The 19,945-nt window shown below is 41.8% G+C and carries 24 protein-coding genes, 2 tRNA genes and 1 pseudogene; 17 read left to right on the forward strand and 10 right to left on the reverse strand.

The window, feature by feature from the left end:
* Window positions 1-18: 18 nt before the first annotated feature.
* Genes yidD through CVP04_RS10830 form a run of 3 tightly spaced genes read right to left on the reverse strand, consistent with a single transcriptional unit; the run spans window position 19 to window position 1,187 of the window.
* Entirely contained in the window at window positions 19-222 is a 204-nt protein-coding gene (yidD, locus tag CVP04_RS10820) for a membrane protein insertion efficiency factor YidD (protein WP_100297529.1), read from the reverse strand.
* Window positions 222-458 carry a DUF4177 domain-containing protein gene (locus CVP04_RS10825; RefSeq protein WP_100297530.1) on the reverse strand — a complete coding sequence of 79 codons (237 nt, stop codon included), beginning with the start codon at window positions 456-458 and terminating at the stop codon, window positions 222-224. The genes yidD and CVP04_RS10825 overlap by 1 nt, the downstream gene beginning before the upstream one ends.
* 36 nt (window positions 459-494) lie before the next feature.
* Window positions 495-1,187: an XRE family transcriptional regulator gene (locus CVP04_RS10830; protein WP_100297531.1), complete on the reverse strand. Its 693-nt coding sequence runs from the start codon at window positions 1,185-1,187 to the stop codon at window positions 495-497.
* Between the two features lie 143 nt (window positions 1,188-1,330).
* Here CVP04_RS10830 and CVP04_RS10835 point away from each other — a divergent pair, with 143 nt between their 5' ends.
* On the forward strand, window positions 1,331-1,534 hold the full coding sequence (locus CVP04_RS10835) for a transcriptional regulator (protein WP_100297532.1): 204 nt from the start codon (window positions 1,331-1,333) through the stop codon (window positions 1,532-1,534).
* Window positions 1,535-1,550: 16 nt separating this feature from the next.
* The gene (locus CVP04_RS10840; protein WP_100297533.1) at window positions 1,551-2,228 is read left to right on the forward strand and encodes a hypothetical protein; all 678 of its coding nucleotides are present in this window, start codon (window positions 1,551-1,553) and stop codon (window positions 2,226-2,228) included.
* Window positions 2,229-2,294: 66 nt separating this feature from the next.
* On the opposite strand, the gene CVP04_RS10845 is transcribed toward CVP04_RS10840, so the two are convergent.
* Window positions 2,295-2,609, reverse strand: coding sequence for a hypothetical protein (locus CVP04_RS10845; protein ID WP_100297534.1), 315 nt, complete (start codon window positions 2,607-2,609; stop codon window positions 2,295-2,297).
* A gap of 331 nt (window positions 2,610-2,940) precedes the next feature.
* On the opposite strand from CVP04_RS10845, the gene CVP04_RS10850 reads away from it, so the two are divergent.
* The 8 genes from CVP04_RS10850 (at window position 2,941) to CVP04_RS10890 (ending at window position 7,666) form a co-directional block, all read left to right on the forward strand.
* Complete coding sequence (locus CVP04_RS10850) at window positions 2,941-3,189, forward strand: hypothetical protein (protein WP_100297535.1); 249 nt, start codon at window positions 2,941-2,943, stop codon at window positions 3,187-3,189.
* Window positions 3,190-3,280: 91 nt separating this feature from the next.
* Complete coding sequence (locus CVP04_RS10855) at window positions 3,281-3,538, forward strand: hypothetical protein (protein WP_100297536.1); 258 nt, start codon at window positions 3,281-3,283, stop codon at window positions 3,536-3,538.
* A 25-nt stretch (window positions 3,539-3,563) separates the two neighbouring features.
* On the forward strand, window positions 3,564-3,932 hold the full coding sequence (locus tag CVP04_RS10860) for a hypothetical protein (protein ID WP_100297537.1): 369 nt from the start codon (window positions 3,564-3,566) through the stop codon (window positions 3,930-3,932).
* A 101-nt stretch (window positions 3,933-4,033) separates the two neighbouring features.
* Window positions 4,034-4,342 carry a hypothetical protein gene (locus CVP04_RS10865; protein WP_100297538.1) on the forward strand — a complete coding sequence of 103 codons (309 nt, stop codon included), beginning with the start codon at window positions 4,034-4,036 and terminating at the stop codon, window positions 4,340-4,342.
* Window positions 4,326-4,631, forward strand: a complete 306-nt coding sequence (locus CVP04_RS10870) for a hypothetical protein (protein ID WP_100297539.1) — start codon at window positions 4,326-4,328, stop codon at window positions 4,629-4,631. The genes CVP04_RS10865 and CVP04_RS10870 overlap by 17 nt, the downstream gene beginning before the upstream one ends.
* Before the next feature lie 2 nt (window positions 4,632-4,633).
* Entirely contained in the window at window positions 4,634-4,936 is a 303-nt protein-coding gene (locus tag CVP04_RS10875) for a hypothetical protein (protein WP_100297540.1), read from the forward strand.
* A 9-nt stretch (window positions 4,937-4,945) separates the two neighbouring features.
* On the forward strand, window positions 4,946-7,099 hold the full coding sequence (locus tag CVP04_RS10880; RefSeq protein ID WP_100297541.1) for a replication endonuclease: 2,154 nt from the start codon (window positions 4,946-4,948) through the stop codon (window positions 7,097-7,099).
* Window positions 7,100-7,369: 270 nt separating this feature from the next.
* Window positions 7,370-7,666, forward strand: coding sequence for a hypothetical protein (locus tag CVP04_RS10890; protein WP_100297543.1), 297 nt, complete (start codon window positions 7,370-7,372; stop codon window positions 7,664-7,666).
* Window positions 7,667-7,695: 29 nt separating this feature from the next.
* On the opposite strand, the gene CVP04_RS10895 is transcribed toward CVP04_RS10890, so the two are convergent.
* From CVP04_RS10895 to lptF, 4 genes are all read right to left on the reverse strand, one after another.
* Window positions 7,696-8,697: a tyrosine-type recombinase/integrase gene (locus tag CVP04_RS10895; protein ID WP_100297544.1), complete on the reverse strand. Its 1,002-nt coding sequence runs from the start codon at window positions 8,695-8,697 to the stop codon at window positions 7,696-7,698.
* Window positions 8,698-8,932: 235 nt separating this feature from the next.
* A tRNA-Leu gene (locus tag CVP04_RS10900) sits at window positions 8,933-9,017 on the reverse strand.
* A 157-nt stretch (window positions 9,018-9,174) separates the two neighbouring features.
* Window positions 9,175-10,245 carry an LPS export ABC transporter permease LptG gene (lptG, locus tag CVP04_RS10905; protein WP_100297545.1) on the reverse strand — a complete coding sequence of 357 codons (1,071 nt, stop codon included), beginning with the start codon at window positions 10,243-10,245 and terminating at the stop codon, window positions 9,175-9,177.
* Entirely contained in the window at window positions 10,242-11,357 is a 1,116-nt protein-coding gene (gene lptF / locus CVP04_RS10910) for an LPS export ABC transporter permease LptF (RefSeq protein WP_100297546.1), read from the reverse strand. The genes lptG and lptF overlap by 4 nt, the downstream gene beginning before the upstream one ends.
* Before the next feature lie 216 nt (window positions 11,358-11,573).
* On the opposite strand from lptF, the pseudogene CVP04_RS10915 reads away from it, so the two are divergent.
* Window positions 11,574-13,065 (forward strand): annotated as a pseudogene (locus CVP04_RS10915) (leucyl aminopeptidase).
* 265 nt (window positions 13,066-13,330) lie between these two features.
* Here CVP04_RS10915 and recR read toward each other — a convergent pair.
* Window positions 13,331-13,936 carry a recombination mediator RecR gene (recR, locus tag CVP04_RS10920; protein WP_100297547.1) on the reverse strand — a complete coding sequence of 202 codons (606 nt, stop codon included), beginning with the start codon at window positions 13,934-13,936 and terminating at the stop codon, window positions 13,331-13,333.
* A 69-nt stretch (window positions 13,937-14,005) separates the two neighbouring features.
* Window positions 14,006-14,335, reverse strand: coding sequence for a YbaB/EbfC family nucleoid-associated protein (locus tag CVP04_RS10925; RefSeq protein WP_100297548.1), 330 nt, complete (start codon window positions 14,333-14,335; stop codon window positions 14,006-14,008).
* Window positions 14,336-14,436: 101 nt separating this feature from the next.
* On the opposite strand from CVP04_RS10925, the gene CVP04_RS10930 reads away from it, so the two are divergent.
* The 6 genes from CVP04_RS10930 to CVP04_RS10955 form a co-directional block, all read left to right on the forward strand.
* Window positions 14,437-16,362 (forward strand): DNA topoisomerase III, encoded by a 1,926-nt coding sequence (locus CVP04_RS10930; RefSeq protein WP_100297549.1) that lies wholly within the window; start codon window positions 14,437-14,439, stop codon window positions 16,360-16,362.
* Between the two features lie 119 nt (window positions 16,363-16,481).
* On the forward strand, window positions 16,482-16,826 hold the full coding sequence (secG, locus tag CVP04_RS10935; RefSeq protein ID WP_100297550.1) for a preprotein translocase subunit SecG: 345 nt from the start codon (window positions 16,482-16,484) through the stop codon (window positions 16,824-16,826).
* Between the two features lie 22 nt (window positions 16,827-16,848).
* Window positions 16,849-16,934: transfer RNA gene (locus CVP04_RS10940), tRNA-Leu, on the forward strand.
* Window positions 16,935-17,141: 207 nt separating this feature from the next.
* On the forward strand, window positions 17,142-18,359 hold the full coding sequence (locus CVP04_RS10945) for a tyrosine-type recombinase/integrase (RefSeq protein ID WP_100297551.1): 1,218 nt from the start codon (window positions 17,142-17,144) through the stop codon (window positions 18,357-18,359).
* Between the two features lie 360 nt (window positions 18,360-18,719).
* On the forward strand, window positions 18,720-19,139 hold the full coding sequence (gpU, locus tag CVP04_RS10950) for a phage tail terminator protein (RefSeq protein WP_165772795.1): 420 nt from the start codon (window positions 18,720-18,722) through the stop codon (window positions 19,137-19,139).
* A gap of 22 nt (window positions 19,140-19,161) precedes the next feature.
* Window positions 19,162-19,945, forward strand: a 784-nt coding sequence (locus tag CVP04_RS10955) for a phage major capsid protein (protein ID WP_100297553.1), incomplete at its 3' end; no start/stop codon positions are given.

Raw genomic sequence — 19,945 nt, forward strand, 5'->3', positions numbered from 1 at the left:
ATCTGTCAGAACCATAATTTATGGATAATCTTCCCCGCTATTGGGAAATTTGCACCTATTTAAACGATTTAACGTCATTTTCCAGCCTTTTAAAAATCCATATTTTTTTAAGGCTAAAATGGCATAATTAGAACAGCTGGGCTCAAAACGGCAAGCATCACGAATTTTATTCGGTGCAAGCCGTTGATAAAGCAATATAAATTGAATGCTAAGCCAAACCATTAAGCTACTTCACGTCTAAATGTAATTACTTTATGTGTTCTTGCCGTTGTTTTACCGCCGGAAAAACATCCTTGAGCTTCTTCAGTTGAAAAATCATCAATGCGGAAAAATTCCCAACCTTGCTGAGCATATTCATTAACGAGATCTTGTAAATAATCTGCTGCAGCAGTTTGAATATTTTTCTTTTGAGCAATAATATGCGGTGCTGCTTGAACCATTTTGTATTCGTATTTCATTTTGTTTTCCTTTGTTGATAGTTGAAAGTTTAGTTATTACAAATCTCTCGGATTAATTGGCACGACACGAATAAATTTACCGATTATTTCTGCTGTGTCGAATAGTTCTTCTGTAATCTCAATGTCACGGTATTTTTGATTATCACTTAAGGCATACATAATACCGCTAGGGGTTCGTTGTAGGCGTTTAATATAATCTTCTCCGTTAAGCCTAAAAGCATAAATACCTTCACCGATATAACTTCTAATATTCGTATCAATAAATACCAAATCTTTTGCGGATATAGTCGGCTCCATACTGTCGGTCGGCACCTTGAAAATACAAATACCGTCTGTGTGGGTACGTCCTACGATTTTTCCCATACCTTCTTGGGTGAACCAAATACTGGAAATCGTGTCGGGATAGTCGGCGTTAATCAATCCGTGCCCTGCGGCTAAGTGGTAATCATATAAATCTATGCGGTGGGTGTGATCGTCATCGGGTTCGGATTGATATAGGTTTAGTCCTTTGTTGTTTTCTTTGGGTTCTTCACCTGTGCCGGATTTTAGCCATTCGGGACTAACATCTAAAAATTTTGCTATTTCAAGAATATTTTTAGGTTGTCTTGTTTCGCCGGTTACAATTTTATTTACAGATTGTTGTGTAATTCCTATGGCATCTGCCAATTTTTGTTGTGTTACACCTTTATCGCTCATCACAGAACGTAATCTTTCAGCTAAAGTTTCCATAAAAACTCCTTGCAAAATTGTATTTATTAACATTTTACAACTAAAGTTTAATAAATTAAAACAACAAAAAGTGTTGTATTTAACAGTTTTTTTTGTTATTTTATAGATAAGGGTACAGTCAAACTTGTTTAAGGGGTGATTTTTTGAAAACTGCACTTGAAAAGGTTATTGAAATCTGCGGTTCTCAAACCGCTTTAGCAATCGCTTGTAATGTTAGCCAACAAAGCGTCAACAAATGGTTAAACGGGGGCGGAATTTCCGCTAAATATATCAATAAAATAGTGAAAGCAACGAACGGACAGGTTACCGCCGAAGAATTGCTTAACGAGCTGGAAGAAACAGATTAAATAAATGGTGGTGTGTATGTGTAACGAAAAAAGCCTTGATGAAGCAAGGCTAAAAGAAGTAACCGATGTGGGCGATTGGGCAAGCTTTAAAGCTTATCAAGCCCAAGATGTTGCAGACCTTCGCGGTGAGCGTGCTTATATGCCGTGGGCAGTTGACATAAATCAACAAGCGGAAGTTCGCTGCGGTATGGAGAATTTTTGGTTGCTTGCTGATACAGCAAATCGAGTTCAACAACTTCTTGGAAACGGCGATTTTCAAGACAGTAAGCAAAATGTTTGCGCAGAAAATTCTCCACTTCACGCCCCCAATAAGGGTTTAGATTTAACAAGAATTGATAAAGCTGAACAGTGGCTTGCTTTGTATCGAGTTGTGGATCGCAATTATCAACAAGACCCAAAACAATGCTTTGAAGCAGTGCAAAGTATGGATCGTTTGAATGTCTCTTTTGCGCAACTTCAAGCAGACTTTCTAGCGGTGCTTGACTTTTTGTCAGTGGATAGTGGTAGAGACTGTCAAACGGTTCAATTTCTGTATTCATCAGTTTATCGTCCTTTGTTGGTGAAATTAAATTGTAATCTCATTCATTCTTTGTTAATGCAAACCAGTTTACTGGTTAAAGGTGATATGAAATTTGCGCAATATCAAGAAATGAAGAAAAGTTTCAAAAAACAGATTGAAGATTGGGTTAATTAGGTGTGTGTATGTGTCAATGCAAATGTAAAAGAAAATTAAACCCCGAACAAGCGGGGTTAATTAAAGTTAATGCGCCGAATCCGGAAAGAATTGTTCGGCTATCTGTCCAAATTCTTCCGAAAGGGTCGGATTATCACTCTGCTGCGCCAGTTGTGAAAGTTGATAAATCACTTGCCGCTGCACGTCGCTGCTTGGCAGAATGGCGCGCTCAGAAAGCAATGTCAAAAGCGTTTTTAAAATCGCTTGCGTTGCAGCCAGTTGATAATCTTGACGAATCAGCAGTTGAGAAAGGTCAAAGTTCTGTTCTTCCAGTAATTCAAGACGTTCTTCAAGAGTTAACTCGTCAGCACGAGCGTCTGTATCATATTCATTTAAATTCATTGTTAGGTTTTCCTGAAGTGATTAAAAAGGGTGAAGACTATATTAACGCATTATGCAAAATGCGCAATGAATTACGAGGTTTGGGGGAGTAAATGGCAACTATCAATATCAAATGTTTAAACTGCGGTTCGTCAAATTTAAATATTCGGACATCAAAAAGAATAACAATGCAAACCGTTGAATCTGAATGTGTTTGTTTGACCTGTTTGTCAAAGCAAAAAATTTTATCCGAAATTAAGAATGTTTGCGTTCCAGTTGAGGGTGCTAATAATAAATTATGGCATCTTATCTGCCGAAAAATTAAAGCAGTTTTTGGAAACTAGGGGGATAAATGGCAAGTATCAATATCAAATGTTTAAACTGCGGTTCGAGTAATTTAAATATTCGTACATCAAAAGCAGTAACGCAACAAACCGTTGAATCTGAATGTGTCTGTTTGACCTGTTTATCAAAGCAGAAGGTGCTTTCGGAAATTGTTAATCTGCGAACACCGGTTTTTACGGAACAACCGGAGGCATTAAAAGCCAATAAGCCGTTTAAGCATATTGATCCGAATCAGTTAGAGATTTTTGAGGCTTAATTCAAGCCATTTCATCAATAAATTTAACCCTTGCCGATTGTGAAAAATCAATAGGCGGGATTTTTGCAACCAAAATTTAAGGATTTGAACAATGATTAAACAAAAAAATAAAGTGAACGTATTCCGTTTGGAAAAACGCGTAAGCCATTTAGAACGCTTACTTAAACACCAACAGCGAATTAATGCGCACCAAGCCAAACTCAACGAAATCGAAATGTTTGACCGCGAAGTGCTGGCTAAACGCTTGTCGGAATTAGAACCTATTGTGTTGGCAAAACAACCGCCGTTTAAAAAACAGGGTGTGATTCGTCGTTTTTTAACGGTTTTTTGGCAATTTTTAGGGCGTTAACGATTAAACCGAAGGTAACGGCGTGATGAACAGTCAAAACGAATTACAACGAATGCGAGCTCAACAAGCCGATTTAGCCGCTGAACTCCTTGCCGAAATGCAACAAGGCAAGTATCAGGGGCTAACCGGTGCAAAAATGCTACGCACGTTTTGGTCTGAACTCAATCAAGAAACGGCGAATAATGCCGTGCGGCAATATCGCAATTTTGTAAAAAAATATCCGCAAAGAAATATTGCGTTGGCAAAACTGCTTGGCTTTGAGCCGAAAAATAATTTGTTGGAATATAGCCTTGAGGTACGCACGCAAATTGCACTATTTATTTTTGTGGCAAAGGGTATGGTGCCGTTTTTTGATGCGCCGATGGTAACGAATGATTTTAAAAGGATAGCGTAAATGCAATTAGATTTATTTATATTAAGTACGGTGGTTTTTAGCGCTGTTTTGGGGCTAATAACTTGGATTTTAATCATCATTGACCGTTGGGGAGAATAACGATGTTTAAGTGTAATAACAATTTACGTGAAAGCGGTGTGATGTGTGATGACTATTGTCAGCATCTAATTTTAGACAAGGTAACTCAAATCAATGCCGATGAATTAGCCAACGGCGAAGTAATAACGGTCTTTTGTGAGGATTGCATAGATAGACAATGGTGCGTTTATGTTTTCAAAAAAGGTTCAACCGACAGAGTATTTTTATCGGTTTATCCCGTCGTTGACGGAAAAGTGGTTAACTTTTTTGTCGGATCCGCTGAAGTACCGTTGATAATGCTTAAAGGGGAAAATAATGACCGATATTGTTAAGCATATGGTATGTAGCGGTGTAATGTACGACCCTTATCTTAAAGCACTATTTTTAGCAGAAATTAAAAAACAAAAGCGGGACGATTTTAAATATACCCAAGCCCGCAAGGTGATGTGTCAGGACGATTTTGGTCGCCGTTGGTGTTTGTGTTGTTTTTTAATGTTGCCTGCAAGAAATGAACCCGAAATGATTCAGTTATATGTCAATCCGGTTGATGAACAAGGCAATATTTTTGATGAAAGTATGGGAACTTATCAAATTGAATTAAGTGAATGTCGAGGGGAATAATAATGGTGATTTGTTTAGATTGTGGTTCAGAATTACAGATTTTGAAATTAGATATCGGTTTTCAGTTGGTTGAAGTGACACATCAAAACGATGGACTACGCAAGCCGAAACTGCGCAAAATCGGGCGTATTCACAAAACATTACAAGGTGTTTTGGATGAAGTTAATTATTTTGCGCTAGAAGAATATGAGGCATTGGCATTAACCGAAGTAAAAGATGTGATCACTGGCACTTGTGATAAAACGAAGGAATGGTTCGGTTTACACAGTGACTATTTAGCCCATTTGGAACAACCGAATTTTTAGGATGTCGTTATGTCTGCCGTAATGAATTGGGAAATTGAACGCGATCAGGCGATTGCGGAAAAATTGGCGCGCGAACCGGTGCGCCAGTTATCGCCGCAAGTCGTGAATAAGCCGAGCCCGACCGGTTTAACGCCGAATCAGTTCGAATTGTTTAATTTTAATGAAGAAGCCTTTCCGTTTGCAAACGGCTATATCAGCGGGTTGCCTGATTATTTAAGCAAATATTTCGTTAAACGTTATATACGAACATTTCGCAAAGAAGGACGTTTCGCGGCGAACACTTGGTTGCGCGAAACAATGGATAAGGGCGTTTTATCACGCGTCGAAGGTGTGATGAAACGTTATCCGATCACCGTTAATGTCAATAAACCGGCTGGCTCGGTTTATACCTTCGGGGTGATTAAAGGCGCAAAAGTATTGCATAAAGCAGTCGGTTTAGATGAATTTTCCCTCTGCGACGTGGAAAATTTTTCTAAGGCGTTTGCCGATGAATTACAAGAGATGATTTATCAATTTGAAGATAAATATATTAAAAATCGCACCGAGCCGTTGCAATCCGAGGTAGAAATCGACCGTATTTTCACCGCACTTTATCAGAAAATGGCATATTACACGGATATGAAAGGGGTTACACCGCCATTTTATGAGGCGTTTAAAAAAGGCTTATTGAATGAAGAACGCGTTAATATTGCTATTGAAAAAATGCGTTGCGAAAAATGGTGGTTCGGTCAGTTATCTACAATTCGTTCGCGCATTCGCGAACATTTAATGATTGCGGTCGGTCAAGTGCAGCGTAAAGCCTCACCTTATGCCAGCCGTGAGGCGATTGCCGAATGGCGTTTACAAAAGCGCAAAAACCGTGAATTTATTAAGCAAATGGCATTAATTGATGAAGACGGCGAAATGATTGAACTGGAAGATATGTTTTATAAAACAGTCTCGAATCCGGCAATCCGTCGGTGTGAATTAATGGTGCGTATGCGAGGGTTTGAAGAAGTGGCAAAACATTTGGAGTATGCCGGTGAATTTTATACGTTAACCGCGCCGAGTAGCTATCACGCTGTACACAATAGCGGCGGATTCGTTAAAAATTGGAATTTTTCTAACCCGAAAGACACGCAAGCCTATTTGTGTAATGTGTTTGCAAAAATCCGTGCGTCCCTTGCGCGCAAAGGTATTCGCCCGTTTGGTTTCCGAGTTGTCGAGCCGCACCACGACGGCACGCCGCACTGGCATTTATTGCTATTTATGCCGCAAGATGCGGTGCAAACCGTGCGCGAAACTTTTCGTCGTTACGCATTGGAAGAAGACGGGGACGAAAAAGGCGCGGAAGAACACCGTTTTACGGCAAAAGCTATCGATTGGGATAAGGGTTCCGCAACAGGTTATATTGCAAAATATATCGCCAAAAATATCGACGGCTATGCGTGTAACGATGATAAAGACGAGGAAACGGGCGAAAGTTTGAAAGATATGTCTAAAAATGTTTCTGCGTGGGCGGCTAAATGGCGTATTCGCCAATTCCAACAAATCGGCGGTTCGCCAGTGACGGTTTGGCGCGAATTACGTCGTAAACGCGGCGGCGTAGTTGAGGGCGACGAGGACTTAACAAAATTAGTTGAGGCGGCGGACAAAGGCGATTGGGCGGAATATACCTTATTGCAAGGCGGCCCGGTTATTGCTCGTGATCAGTTATTGGCGCGCGCGTCTTATGAAGACCGCAAACCTAATCAATACGGGGAGGTAAGCCGAAAAATTATTGGTTTTTTTAATCAAAAAGCCGCCGAGTTGCGCACAATCTTAACGCGTACAAAAGTGTATCAATTAGTTAAGAAATCGCTTTTATCCCAAGATAACGGCGAGCGGAGCGAGGCGTCAAAAAATAGCGACCATAGGTCGCCTTGGAGTTCTGTCAATAACTGTACGGAACAAAAAATAAACAATATTAGCGAATTTTTGAGAAATAACGCCGAAGAACTGGAAAAATTAAAATTTTCGTTAGAACTACGGCATATTCCGTCGCGTTGGATTACGGATTATCGACTTTGTCGGTTACTTCGAGGACATTCGGTTGATATTGTTGCCGGCTATTCGATTCGTTGGAATGGTTGGGAAGTGGAGATTCTTGAAGGAAATAAGATAACCAACTCGGAGGAACATTAAATGATATATAGAATCTATAAAGGAAATGCCCCGGAACAATGGGAAGGCAAATATTATCTTAAGTGTAAGCATCAGTTAGGTAACAGCCGTATTTATTACCTGATGTACTGTAATATTATAAAAAATATGCCGAATGGTCGGTTAAAAATTAAGGTTTTTGGTAGTCGTTATAATAGTATGATAGGCGAGAAAATCCGTTATGTTAATAAAAGTCGGGTTATTTCAGTGGAAAATTTTCAGGAATAATATATTGATAAGAGGAGGCAAAAAGTGACAGGAATAGTAAGCGAAAACGTATTACAGGAGCTGCAAGCGGTGCGTGCATTGCTAGAACGTATAAATAAATATACCGGAATCGATGAAAAAAGCGTGGAGCTTTGGTCAATGAAAGATATTGCCGAATATTCTAAATTTGATGTTCGCCAGATTCAAACGTTGGTTGCTGCGCCCTATTTTCCCAAACCGGTATTAATCCCGTCACAACGGGACCCGAACAAACCGACCAATAAGCCGCGTTGGTTCGCCGGCGAAGTGGTGCGATATATGCGCAGACGACAAGGCATTTAATTAAAAAAGCGGGTTGACCGCTTTTTTTGTTATCCCAATAAATCCGCTACTTCCGACATATCCGGCACATAATAAGTATTCAGTAAAATTTTAATGTCTCTATGTCCGGATATTTTTGCTAATGTCATCACCTCTACTTTTTTTGATAAGCGGCTAAGCGCTTCGCGGCGGGTGTCGTGAAAATGTAAATCTGCGTCGGCAAGTCCGGCCCTTTCTTTCAGCTTTCGAAATGTCGTATCAAGCGACGCCGAATTAATTTGAAAAATTCGGTCATCCTTATCGGTACGAACTAGCGCCAGATGATTAATAATTTTTAGCGCGGCAAAAGATAACGGCACGGTTCGGGCATAGCCGTTTTTGGTTATCGGAATATTCAATATTCTTTTTTCGGGATTGTAGTCCCGCCACGTTGCGTTGCAGATTTCGCCGGCGCGCATTGCTGTTTCGATTGCAAACAACATTGCCGCACCAACTCGACTTTGCACAGTAAGCGGCAGATGATTAAAGTCATAGCCGGAAACATAAGTCAGGCGTTCAATTTCATCATCGGTATAACGTCTTGTGCGCTCCTCCGGTGTTTTCGGCTTTTTAACGGCTTTTAGGTGATTGACTTTAAGATATTTCCATTCTTCAACGGCAACATTCATCAAATTTGAAATAGTATTCCATTCTCTCAATACACTTGCCGGCTTGACTTTTGCCAATCGTTCATCACGCCATTGTCTAAAATCATCTTCGGTTAAATCGGCAAGTTTGATTCTTCCAATATCCATTGCAGCCAGGCGAGTGAGCCGTAATGTTTCTTCCCGTTTGCCTCTTTTATGGAGCGTAATTTCTTTAATGTATTTATCTATTAAATCAGCAAAAGTGATATTAGGAATATCCGAATAAAGCCCGGCATTAATTTCGCTTTCAATTTTATTCGCCCAAGCTTGTGCTTCAGCTTTTGTGCGAAATGTACCTGATTTGTAAACGCCTTTCTTGCGAATCTGAACCCGCCAACCGCTTATTTGTCTAGTCAATGTCGCCATAATACTCACCTCAATAATTGTGCAAATTATTGTGCAATTTTGTGCAAAAAACTCCGTTAGGTGATCTTTTCAGATCATTTTTGAGCTGTAAATAACTGGTTTAATATACAGTGTTTTATGATTATTTTCAAGGCAAGAGCTAACGCAATTAACGCTAAGCTATTGATTTTACTAGATTTCAGATAACAAAAAACCGCTCGGTCGAGCGGTTTGATTTTTTAAGTTCATCTATTATTGGTGCCTAAGGCCGGACTCGAACCGGCACACCCGAAGGCGGTTGATTTTGAATCAACTGCGTCTACCAATTTCGCCACTCAGGCAAGCATTAATAGATGTTCTCAATGCGGTGTATTATACGGTTATCCTTGCGGCTTGCAAGCGGAAATTATCATTTTTAATTTGTTTGTTTTAATTTTCGACAAAACGTTTAAAAAACTAACCGCACTTGAAGTTTTTTCTCTCAAAGTGCGGTGAATTTTAATTGCGTTTTCGGCTAAGTAACCACCAAGTAATGATAATAAACAGCACGCTCGGCATTAATGCGCCGGCAATCGGCGGGATGTTATATACCAAACTGAGCGGGCCGAAGATTTCGTTAACCACATAAAACAGAAAGCCGAAGCAAATCCCTGTGACGATTCTGGCACCGGCGGTTACGCTGCGTAACGGGCCGAAAATAAACGATAGCGCCAATAGCATCATTACGCCGACGGAAATCGGTTGGAACAGTTTTCGCCAATACGTCAACTCAAAACGTTTGGAATCTTGTCCGGTTTCCTTCATAAACGCGATATAGTCGGATAAGCCCGAAATGGAAAGCGATGTCGGTTTAAGCGACACAATGCCCAATTTATCCGGCGTTAATCCGGTTTTCCATTCGTCTTTCACCTTGTTCGTAGTTTGAATTTGCTCCGACGAAATTTGCGAACGGTTAATTTTGTTTAAAATCCATTTACCTTGCTCAAACACCGCTTGATTGGCGTGGCTGACTTGCTGCAATTTACGGTTGTCATCAAAGCTGTAAATATAAATATCTTTTAATTTAATGTCGTCGGTGATTTGTCTGACATAGATAAAATCGTTACCGTCTTTCGCCCACACGCCGTTTTGTACGGATAACAATGATCCGCCGGAAATAGCTTTCGAGCGCATATCGCGGGCGAATTGTTCGGTTTGCGGAATCCCCCACTCGCCAATAATCATTGTAATTAATACCAACGGCAAGGCGGTTTTCATCACGGCTAAGCCGATTTTTAAGCGAGAAAAACCGGCGGATTGCATTACCACCAATTCGCTGCGACTTGCCAAATTGCCCAAGGCGATTAATGCGCCGAGCAACGCCGCCATCGGGAAGAACGTTTCGATATCTTTCGGCACGGTGAGCACGGTAAACAACACCGCTTGAAGCACATCATAGGTTCCTTTGCCGACGCTGCGGAACTGCTCGACGAATTTAATAATGCCCGACAAACCGACCAAGGTTAGCAAAGTCACAAAAATCGCGCCTAAAATGCTTTTACCGATATAACGATCCAGCGTATTCATCATTTTGTGGCTCCTTTCGCTAAAGACGGCGCACGGAATAAGTGACGAAGTTTATACATAAACGCGCTGTTCCATCCGTTCAAAATAATACCTAATAATAAAAATCCGATGTTAACTAACGGCATTAAAAGCGAAGCATCTAGTTTGCCCGCTGCACCGGCGGATTTAAAGGAACTTTGCAGCAGAAAATAAATTAAATACAGCAAAAGTGCGGGTAAAATTTTAGCGAATCTGCCTTGACGCGGATTCACGCTGCTGAGCGGAACAGCAATCAACGCCATTAACGGCACGGCAAAAATTAAAGTCAAACGCCAATGCAATTCTGCTTTTGCCGCCGGTGTTTTGGCTTGCAGCAATTCGCCGAATGAGGCGGCTTCCACTTCACCTGTTGCCGTATCCGTCGGTTGATAACCTAAATACGCTTGATATTCATCGAAATGCGTAATGCGAAAATCCGGTAAAACCGCACTGCCCTCCACACGCTGACTATTTTGCAAATTCAAAATTTGATCGCCGTTCGGCAAAGCTTGCAATTTTCCGCTTTCCGCCACAATCACCGATGGTTTTTCATTTTTCTTAGTCTTCATTTGGAACAAATACACGTCATTAATGCTGTTATTTTTGATTTCATTAATAAACAACACGAATTCGTTATTTGCCGTGCTGATGAATTGCCCCGCCGCCAACGCGCCCATTGTCGGATTCGCTTTCGCATCTTCGACGATTTGTGCTTGTTTTTGAATTGCCCAAGGTGATAAAGATAAGGCGTTGTAAGCCGCTAATCCGGCAGTTAACACGGAAAGCAATAAAGCAACGCGAACCAAAATGCGCTGACCGACGCCGCAGGCGCGCATTACGGTAATTTCACTTTCCGCATAAAGGCGTCCGAAGGTGAGCAAAATCGCAATAAACAAACATAACGGCAGCATTAATTGCGCCATTGTCGGCATTCCGAGCGTTAATAAGGACAACACTAAATCCGCAGGCACTTTGCCGTTCGCCGCCGATCCCAATACGCGGACTAATTGCTGGCAGAAAAAAATCAATAATAAAATAAACAAAATAGAGATTTGGCTCTTAAATACTTCTTTTGTCAAATATCGGGTTAAAATCACATTATCGCCTATAAATTTCTTGCTTTTTCGCGAAAAGCGGGTAGTTTAATTCGAGATTTAGCCAAAGCCCTTCGGCTTATTCTTATAAAATCGTCACGGAAAACAGATAGCTTTCGCTTATCTTTTTCCTTCATTTGACAGGGCGGCTAAACCTATTTTTGAATGATGTATCATAACGTATTTTTGGATTTAAAGCAGTAAATTAGTGAGGCGAAGATGAAATATACTGTAAAAAGCACCGCACTTTCGGCAGCGGATAACAATCCGATTATCGGTGTATTTGAAGATAACACATTATCAAACGCAGCGGCTCGATTGGACGAGCTCAGCCAAGGCTATTTGACAGGTTTGATGAAAAGCGGCGAAATCGAAGGCAAAGCAGGACAAGTTTGCGTTTTGCGCAATATACCGAACATCAATGCCGAGCGCATATTTGTGGTCGGCTGTGGCAAGCGTGAAAAATTAAACGAACGCGAATACAAAAAACTTCTCCGCAAAACCATTGAGACGGTTAAAACCACCAAAGCAAAAAGTGCGGTCAATTATTTAAGCGAAATTCATCCCGATAATCGCGACGCTTATTGGGCGATTCGCTTTGCGGTGGAAACAAGCGAAGAAAGCCTTTACAGCTTCGAACAATTTAAAAGCAAAAAAAAGCGGCACGGCTTTAGCATTGAAAGAAATCGTATTTTACGCTAACGACAGCGAAACGGACGCTGCAAAACAAGCTGTCCGCCACGGCGAAGCCGTTGCTGCGGGCGTTCGTTTAGCAAAAGATACCGCAAATTGCCCGCCGAATGTGTGTAATCCCGCCTATTTAGCGCAGCAAGCGCTGGACTTGGCACAAAATTCTTCGTTCATTCAGACCCAAATTATCGGTGAAACGGAAATGCGCGAGCTGGGAATGAACGCTTATCTCAGCGTTTCGCAAGGCAGTCATAACGAAGCGAAAATGTCGATCATTAACTACCGCAATCACCTGAATCCGCAAGCCAAGCCTATCGTTTTGGTCGGTAAAGGTTTAACCTTCGATGCCGGCGGTATTTCACTAAAACCGGCGGATAGTATGGACGAAATGAAATACGATATGTGCGGCGCGGCGGCAGTGCTCGGCGTAATGCGGGCGATTGCCGATTTGGCATTGCCGCTGAACGTCATCGGCGTTTTAGCCGGATGTGAAAATTTACCCGACGGCAACGCTTATCGTCCGGGCGATATTTTAACCACAATGGCGGGCTTGACCGTAGAAGTCTTAAATACCGACGCGGAAGGTCGTTTAGTGCTATGCGACGCGTTAACCTATTGCGAACGTTTCGAGCCGGAATACGTCATCGACATCGCTACCTTAACCGGCGCGTGCGTCGTTGCGCTAGGTCAACATAACAGCGGATTGATTTCAACGGACGAAACTTTGGCGCAATCCTTGTTGCGCGCGGCGGAACAAACGACGGATAAAGCTTGGCGTTTGCCGTTAAGCGAAGAATATCAAGAACAGCTTAAATCGAATTTCGCCGATTTAGCCAATATCGGCGGACGTTGGGGCGGCGCGATTACTGCCGGTGCATTTTTATCCAACTTTACCTCAAATTACCCTTGGGCGCATTTGGATATCGCGGGTACCGCGTGGCTGCAAGGCGCCGATAAAGGCGCGACTGGGCGTCCGGTCGGTTTGCTGACGCAATTTTTGATCAATCAAACGGCAAAATAAACAAATCGGGAGCGAATCAACGCTCCCTTTTTTCTTTCTGCGACTTAACGTTTAACGCCTAAAATAACCTTCGCTGCTTTAATAAGTGCGGTCATTTTAACAAAAATTTGTCTAAGCTAAATTATCTTCTTGATCATTATATAATTAAGTATATAATGAAATCGTTTTGTGAGTAGTAGTAAAAACAAAAAAGCTAGTGCGTTCCCCCACAATCTTTCCCCCAAAGATGTTTGCACTAGCTTTTTTCTTTTCTTAATTTATTCGTTTAATAATGCATTTCCCGTCGCCCTAAAAACGAATGTGTCAATGTGGTACCGTCCACTGCTTCCAACTCGCCGCCGACAGGAATACCGTGCGCAATTCGGCTGGCTTTAATACCTTGTTGCAAACACAATTCGGCGATGTAATTTGCCGTAGCGTCGCCTTCCACTGTCGGATTAGTGGCTAAAATCACTTCTTCGAAATGTTCGGATTCCAAGCGTTTTTGCAACAGATCCAAGCCGATTTCACGCGGCCCGATACCGTCTAGCGGCGATAAATGCCCCATTAACACAAAATAGCGTCCGGAAAATTGTCCGGTTTGCTCAATGGCTTGAATGTCCGAAGGCTGTTCGACAACGCAAAGCAAACCACTGTTTTGACGGCGCGGATTATTGCAAATCGTGCAAGTTTCTTCTTCGGTAAAGGTTCGACAATGAGAACAATGTCCGATTTTCGACATTGCATCGGTTAAGGCGCGCGCAAGATCCATCCCGCCGCGACGATCCCGCTGTAATAAATGATATGCCATTCGTTGCGCGGATTTCGGTCCGACGCCGGGTAAACAACGCAAATTTTCAATTAAATATTCTAATAAAGGACTGGTTTGCATAATTTTTCGAAACGATATGAAAATAAACCGCACTTTAAGTGAAAAAGTGCGGTCGAAAACGGATTGATTTTAGAACGGCATTTTAAAGCCCGGCGGTAATGACATTCCCGCCGTGACGGACGCCATTTTTTCTTTTTGCAATTCTTCCGCACGACGAACCGCGTCGTTAAACGCCGCCGCAATCAGATCTTCCAACATTTCTTTGTCATCTTCCATTAATGACGGATCGATGTCGATACGGCGGCAATTATGTGCGCCGTTAATTGTAATTTTTACCAAACCGGCGCCAGATTCGCCGGTGACTTCCAACTGTGCAATTTCTTCTTGCATTTTTTGCATACGATCTTGCATTTGTTGCGCTTGTTTCATTAAGTTGCCTAAGCCGCCTTTTCCAAACATAATTCTTTTTCCATATTAGTTAATAAACCGGAGCATTTTAGCGAAAAATTTTTAAATATGCTAGAATTGCGCACTTGATTTACCCGATTAACCCGTTTTCTATGCGATTATTTATAGCCGAAAAACCCAGTTTAGCCCGCGCCATTGCCGATGTTTTGCCCAAACCGCACCACCGCGGCGAGGGTTTTATCAAATGCGGCGATAAGGATGTGGTGACGTGGTGCGTCGGGCATTTGCTGGAACAAGCGGAACCGGATGCCTATGACCCGCGTTTTAAGCAATGGCGTTTGGAACATTTGCCGATCGTTCCGGAAAAATGGCAATTAATTCCGCGTAAAGAAGTGAAAAAACAACTGGATATCGTCGTCGATTTGATTCACCGCGCGGATGAATTGGTAAATGCGGGCGACCCGGATCGCGAAGGGCAACTTTTGGTTGACGAAGTGTTCAGCTATGCGAATTTGAGCGCGGAAAAACGCGCTTCGATTCAACGTTGTTTAATCAGCGATTTAAATCCGAACGCGGTGACGAAAGCGGTGAATAAACTTCAACCGAATCAAAACTTTATCCCGCTCGCCACCTCCGCACTCGCCCGCGCCCGTGCAGATTGGCTATACGGCATTAATATGACCCGCGCCTACACCATTCGCGGCAGACAAGCGGGATATGACGGCGTACTTTCGGTCGGACGCGTCCAAACGCCCGTGCTGGGCTTGATTGTCCGCCGTGACACGGAAATCGAACATTTTCAACCGAAAGATTTCTTTGAAGTGCAAGCTTTCGTGCAAACACAAGAAGAAACGCCGCAAAAATTCACCGCACTTTGGCAGCCGAGTAAAGCCTGCGAAGATTATCAAGATGACGACGGCAGAGTGCTTTCGCGCGCGTTGGCGGAAAATGTGGTCAAACGCATTACCCAACAACCGGCGGAAGTCACCGATTATTCGGATAAACGAGAAAAAGAAACCGCACCGCTGCCCTATTCCCTTTCCGCTTTACAGATCGATGCGGCAAAACGCTACGGAATGTCGGCGCAAGAAGTGTTGGATATTTGCCAGCGTTTGTACGAAACCCATAAGTTGATTACCTATCCGCGTTCCGATTGCCGCTATTTGCCCGAAGAACATTTCGCCGAACGACATAACGTGTTAAATGCCGTTTCCGCGCAAATTCAGGCTTATCAACCGCAGCCCGATATTCTGGATACGACGATCAAAAATCGTTGCTGGAACGATAAAAAAGTCGAGGCGCACCACGCTATTATTCCGACGGCAAAAAACAAACCGATCGCATTAAATCACGCAGAATTTAATATTTATCAACTTATTGCGCGACAATATTTGCTGCAATTTTGTCCCGATGCGGAATATCGTAAAAGTAAAATTACCTTAAAAATTGCCGGCGGCACATTTATCGCACAAGCGCGCAATTTACAAACCGCCGGTTGGAAACAACTGTGGGGCAAAGAAGATGAGGAAGAAGGTCAAGAACCGCTATTGCCGATTTTGAAGAAAGGGCAAATGCTGTGGTGTGAAAAAGGCGAAATTCTGAGTAAAAAAACACAACCGCCGAAGCCCTTCACCGACGCAACGTTGCTTTCCGCAATGACAGGCATTGCGCGTTTCGTGCAAGATAAAGAACTGAAAAAGATCCTGCGCGAAACCGACGGATTAGGCACGGAAGCTACGCGCGCGGGAATTATCGAGCTTTTGTTTAAACGCGGCTTTTTATATAAAAAAGGCAAAAATATTCACAGCACCGAAGCCGGACGCATTTTGATTCAAGCCTTGCCGGATGTAGCGACATTACCGGATATGACTGCGCATTGGGAAGCGCAGTTAGACAGTATCAGCCGTAAACAAGCGGGTTACCAACAATTTATGGCAACACTCATTCAATCTTTACCCGAACTGATTCGCTATATGAATTTTGATGCATTGCGCAATTTAAGTCGATTGGCGAGAGATAACGCAAATACGCCTAAGGCAAAAGCGCCGCGCCGAAAAAGTGCGGTCAAAAAAACGTAAAAAATGATTGTGCGAATTTACAACAATCAACAAGAATCTCGCGAAAATCACTTGCACAGCACGCGGATATTCGATAATATCCGCACGTTAAATTTTGTAGTTCAAGCGGAAGAATATAAATGTATCAAGCACTGTTAATTATTTACTTACTAGTATCTATCGCACTTATCGGCTTTATTTTGATTCAACAAGGTAAAGGCGCAAATGCCGGCGCATCATTCGGTGGCGGCGCTTCAGGTACGGTATTCGGTTCGGCAGGCGCTGGCAACTTCTTATCGCGTACAACAGCCGTTTTGGCGACAATCTTCTTTGTTGTCAGCCTTGCGATCGGTAATATCAATTCTCATCGTAATAACGTTCAAAAAGGAACATTCGATGATTTATCTCAAGCTGCGGAGCAAATTCAGCAACAACAACCGACCGCTCCGGCACTTGAAAACAAAAATAGCGATATTCCGCAATAAAAACTAATTTATCCCGAATTTTGCTCTGATGGTGGAATTGGTAGACACGCTATCTTGAGGGGGTAGTGTCCATAGGACGTGCGAGTTCAAGTCTCGCTCAGAGCACCAGTTGACTAAACAAAGCCTTGCATAACTTAACGCAAGACTTTGTTTTTTCTAGTAAATTCAAGCTTTTTACGAATTTCTCTTATCATAGTTTAACGCCGCTAAACGGCGCTAATCGCAAATTTTTGTAACCACTGATGTAACCACAAAAATAAATCTGCTATTATTTAGTTTTCGTGGTTACATAAATTTCTTTCAAGGTGGTGCAATATGCCTAAAATCACTAAACAGCTAACAGATACAGAAATCAAAAAAGCGAAGCCACAAGAAAAGGATATAACCCTTACCGACGGCAATGGACTTTTTTTATTAATTCTTCCCAGTGGCGCTAAATCGTGGCGATTTAATTATTTAAGACCAATTTCTAAAAAACGAACAAAAATAACGTTAGGTACTTATCCAGAAATTACACTCGCCCAAGCGCGCGAGAAACGCGAAGAATACCGCGCATTATTGGCACAAGGTATCGATCCGCAAGTACACCGCGACCAGATAAAACAAGCCGAACAAAAACAGCAAGAAGATCTATTTATTTCCGTCGCCGAGAAATGGAAGTTAAAGAAAGCGCGCGAAATTGAAGAACTGACGTTAAAAAAGAATTGGCGCAGATTAGAAACTTATGTTTTTCCTGTATTGGGTGAAATGCCGGTTTCTGAAATTTTGCCAAAAGTCGTTATAGATATGCTAAATCCATTACAAGATAAGAGCGATACGCTCAAACGAACCATACGTTTAATTAATGAAATTCTAAACTATGCCGTCAATTATGGTTTACTGACATTTAATCCGTGTTCAAATGTAAAAGAAGTTTTTACCTTTGAAAAAAGTAAGCCTAATCCGACTATTCGACCGGAAGAAGTTCCCGAATTGATTTATAAAATTAATAACTCAACGTCAAATTTATTTAATCGTTGCCTGATGAAATTCACGCTATTAACGCTAACAAGAACAGTAGAAAGTAGCGGCGCCAAATGGTCGGAATTTGATTTTGACAAAAAAACGTGGACAGTTCCGGCGGAGCGAATGAAAACAAGAAAAAAATTCACTATTCCACTTTCTACACAGGTTTTAAGAATTATTGAAATTCTAAAAACCTACAAACAAGATGAAACCTTTGTTTTTTATAGTTCTAGAGCTAAAGATAATACTTCATCAAAGCAAAACATAAATAAGATATTAACTAAATTAGGATATAAAAATTTATTGACAGGACACGGACTCCGTTCTATCGGTAGTACATATCTTAATGAATATGAACCGTTTCTTTCTCCGGATGCCGTTGAGGCTTGTTTGTCGCACGGTATCAAAGATCAAGTGCGGAAAGCCTACAACCGTTCTGACTATCTTGAACAACGTAGAAAAGTAATGCAAGTATGGGGGGACTATATCGAACAATGCGAAAAATCTTATCAACCGCCGGCACCTTAGCCGGCTTTTTTATATCCCTTTTTTTCTTTTCTTAAATTTTACCGTTTTTTTTCAAAAAATTAGTCACTTATTCACTTATTACTTACTTATTATATTTATCTTTTTGATTTTAAAAGAAAAAAGATAAGTGAATAATACAGTATCTAATAAGTGGATAAGTGATATTAAGTGAATAGTTAAAAAAACCTATCTTGAATGTATTTGAACAAAAAACAAGCAATCAAACAAAAACAACCTAACGCCGCCAAACGTATCTAAACGATTAAAAAATAGCCTATTGCATTGTTTCTTGATGTGCTTATATTGTGATATGGGCTAACTCTAGCCGTCTTAATTAAGATGAAAATCAAGGGGTTATTTGTGCTAATTCATAATGAAGTCAGAAAAGAAATTTTGTCGTTACTTTCTCGCAATGTGGAAGGTGTAGAACATTTTTTTAATGGGCGCGCGTTTTTTTCAAATATTGCGGAACAAGTGCCGGCGATTGTGGTGTTTCTTGATGATTTAAATTGTGACGCCGTGGCGCTAGGTACGACGGAATGGACGGGCGATCTGAATATCGGTATTTATTTGCCTATCTATGAAGGTGAAGAAAAACTCGACCAGATTGCCGAACAGATCGACAGTCTGATCAAGTTCACCGGTTATCAACATATCCGTCTTGTCACACCGAATCGCCAATATAACTATGAATATGACAGCGAGGGCGCTATCTGGGTGGCGTCAATGTTGACGTATTCGATTTGTTACGGCGAAAAACGCACTTATGATCAAGAATAACACGCAATAGGATTAAAAAATTATGTTTAAAAAATTGTTAGAACTCCGTCAACAAAAGGCGAAATTAACCGAAGATATGCGCGCAATGCTTGCGAAAGCGGAAACCGAAAACCGCAGTTTAAGCGAAGAAGAAAACGCGCAATTTACCGAAATGCGCAATAAAGTCACCGCACTTAATGCAGATATTGATCGTTATGAGGCGGTTGCCGATGAACAGCGCGCACAAGCAGGCGAACCGGTGGAAACCAATCGCAAGCCGAAATATAACAATGACGAATTACGTCATTATATTAAAACCGGCGAATTGCGTTCTACCCTTTCGACTACCGTAAAAGATGACGGTGGCTATACCGTTATCCCGCAATTAGACAAGCAAGTAATGACGCGCTTAACCGACGACAGCGTTATGCGTCAGATTTGTAATGTGGTGCGTTTGCCGGTGGGAGCGAAAGAATATAAAAAATTGGTTTCCGCCGGTGGCGCGGTGATTAATCACGGTGAAGAAGGTCAGGCACGCACCGGCACTAATACACCGAAATTAAATGAGGTCAGCATTCCGTTAAATTCGATTTATGCCTACCCGAAAACCACACAAGAAATCTTAGATTTTTCGTCTATTGATGTGTTAGGTTGGTTGACGGATGAAATCTCAGAAAGCTTTACCGAAACGGAAGAATCCGATTTAACTGCGGGCGACGGCGATAAAAAAGCAAAAAGCTTGTTGTCTTATACCCGTTCCACTGACGGCGATAAAACGCGCACTTTCGGCGAATTGCAAAAAATGGAAGTGGCGGGCGCGGATAAAA

Origin of the sequence: Caviibacterium pharyngocola (assembly GCF_002795405.1) — a bacterium.
In the GTDB taxonomy this organism is placed as follows: Bacteria; Pseudomonadota; Gammaproteobacteria; order Enterobacterales; family Pasteurellaceae; genus Caviibacterium; species Caviibacterium pharyngocola.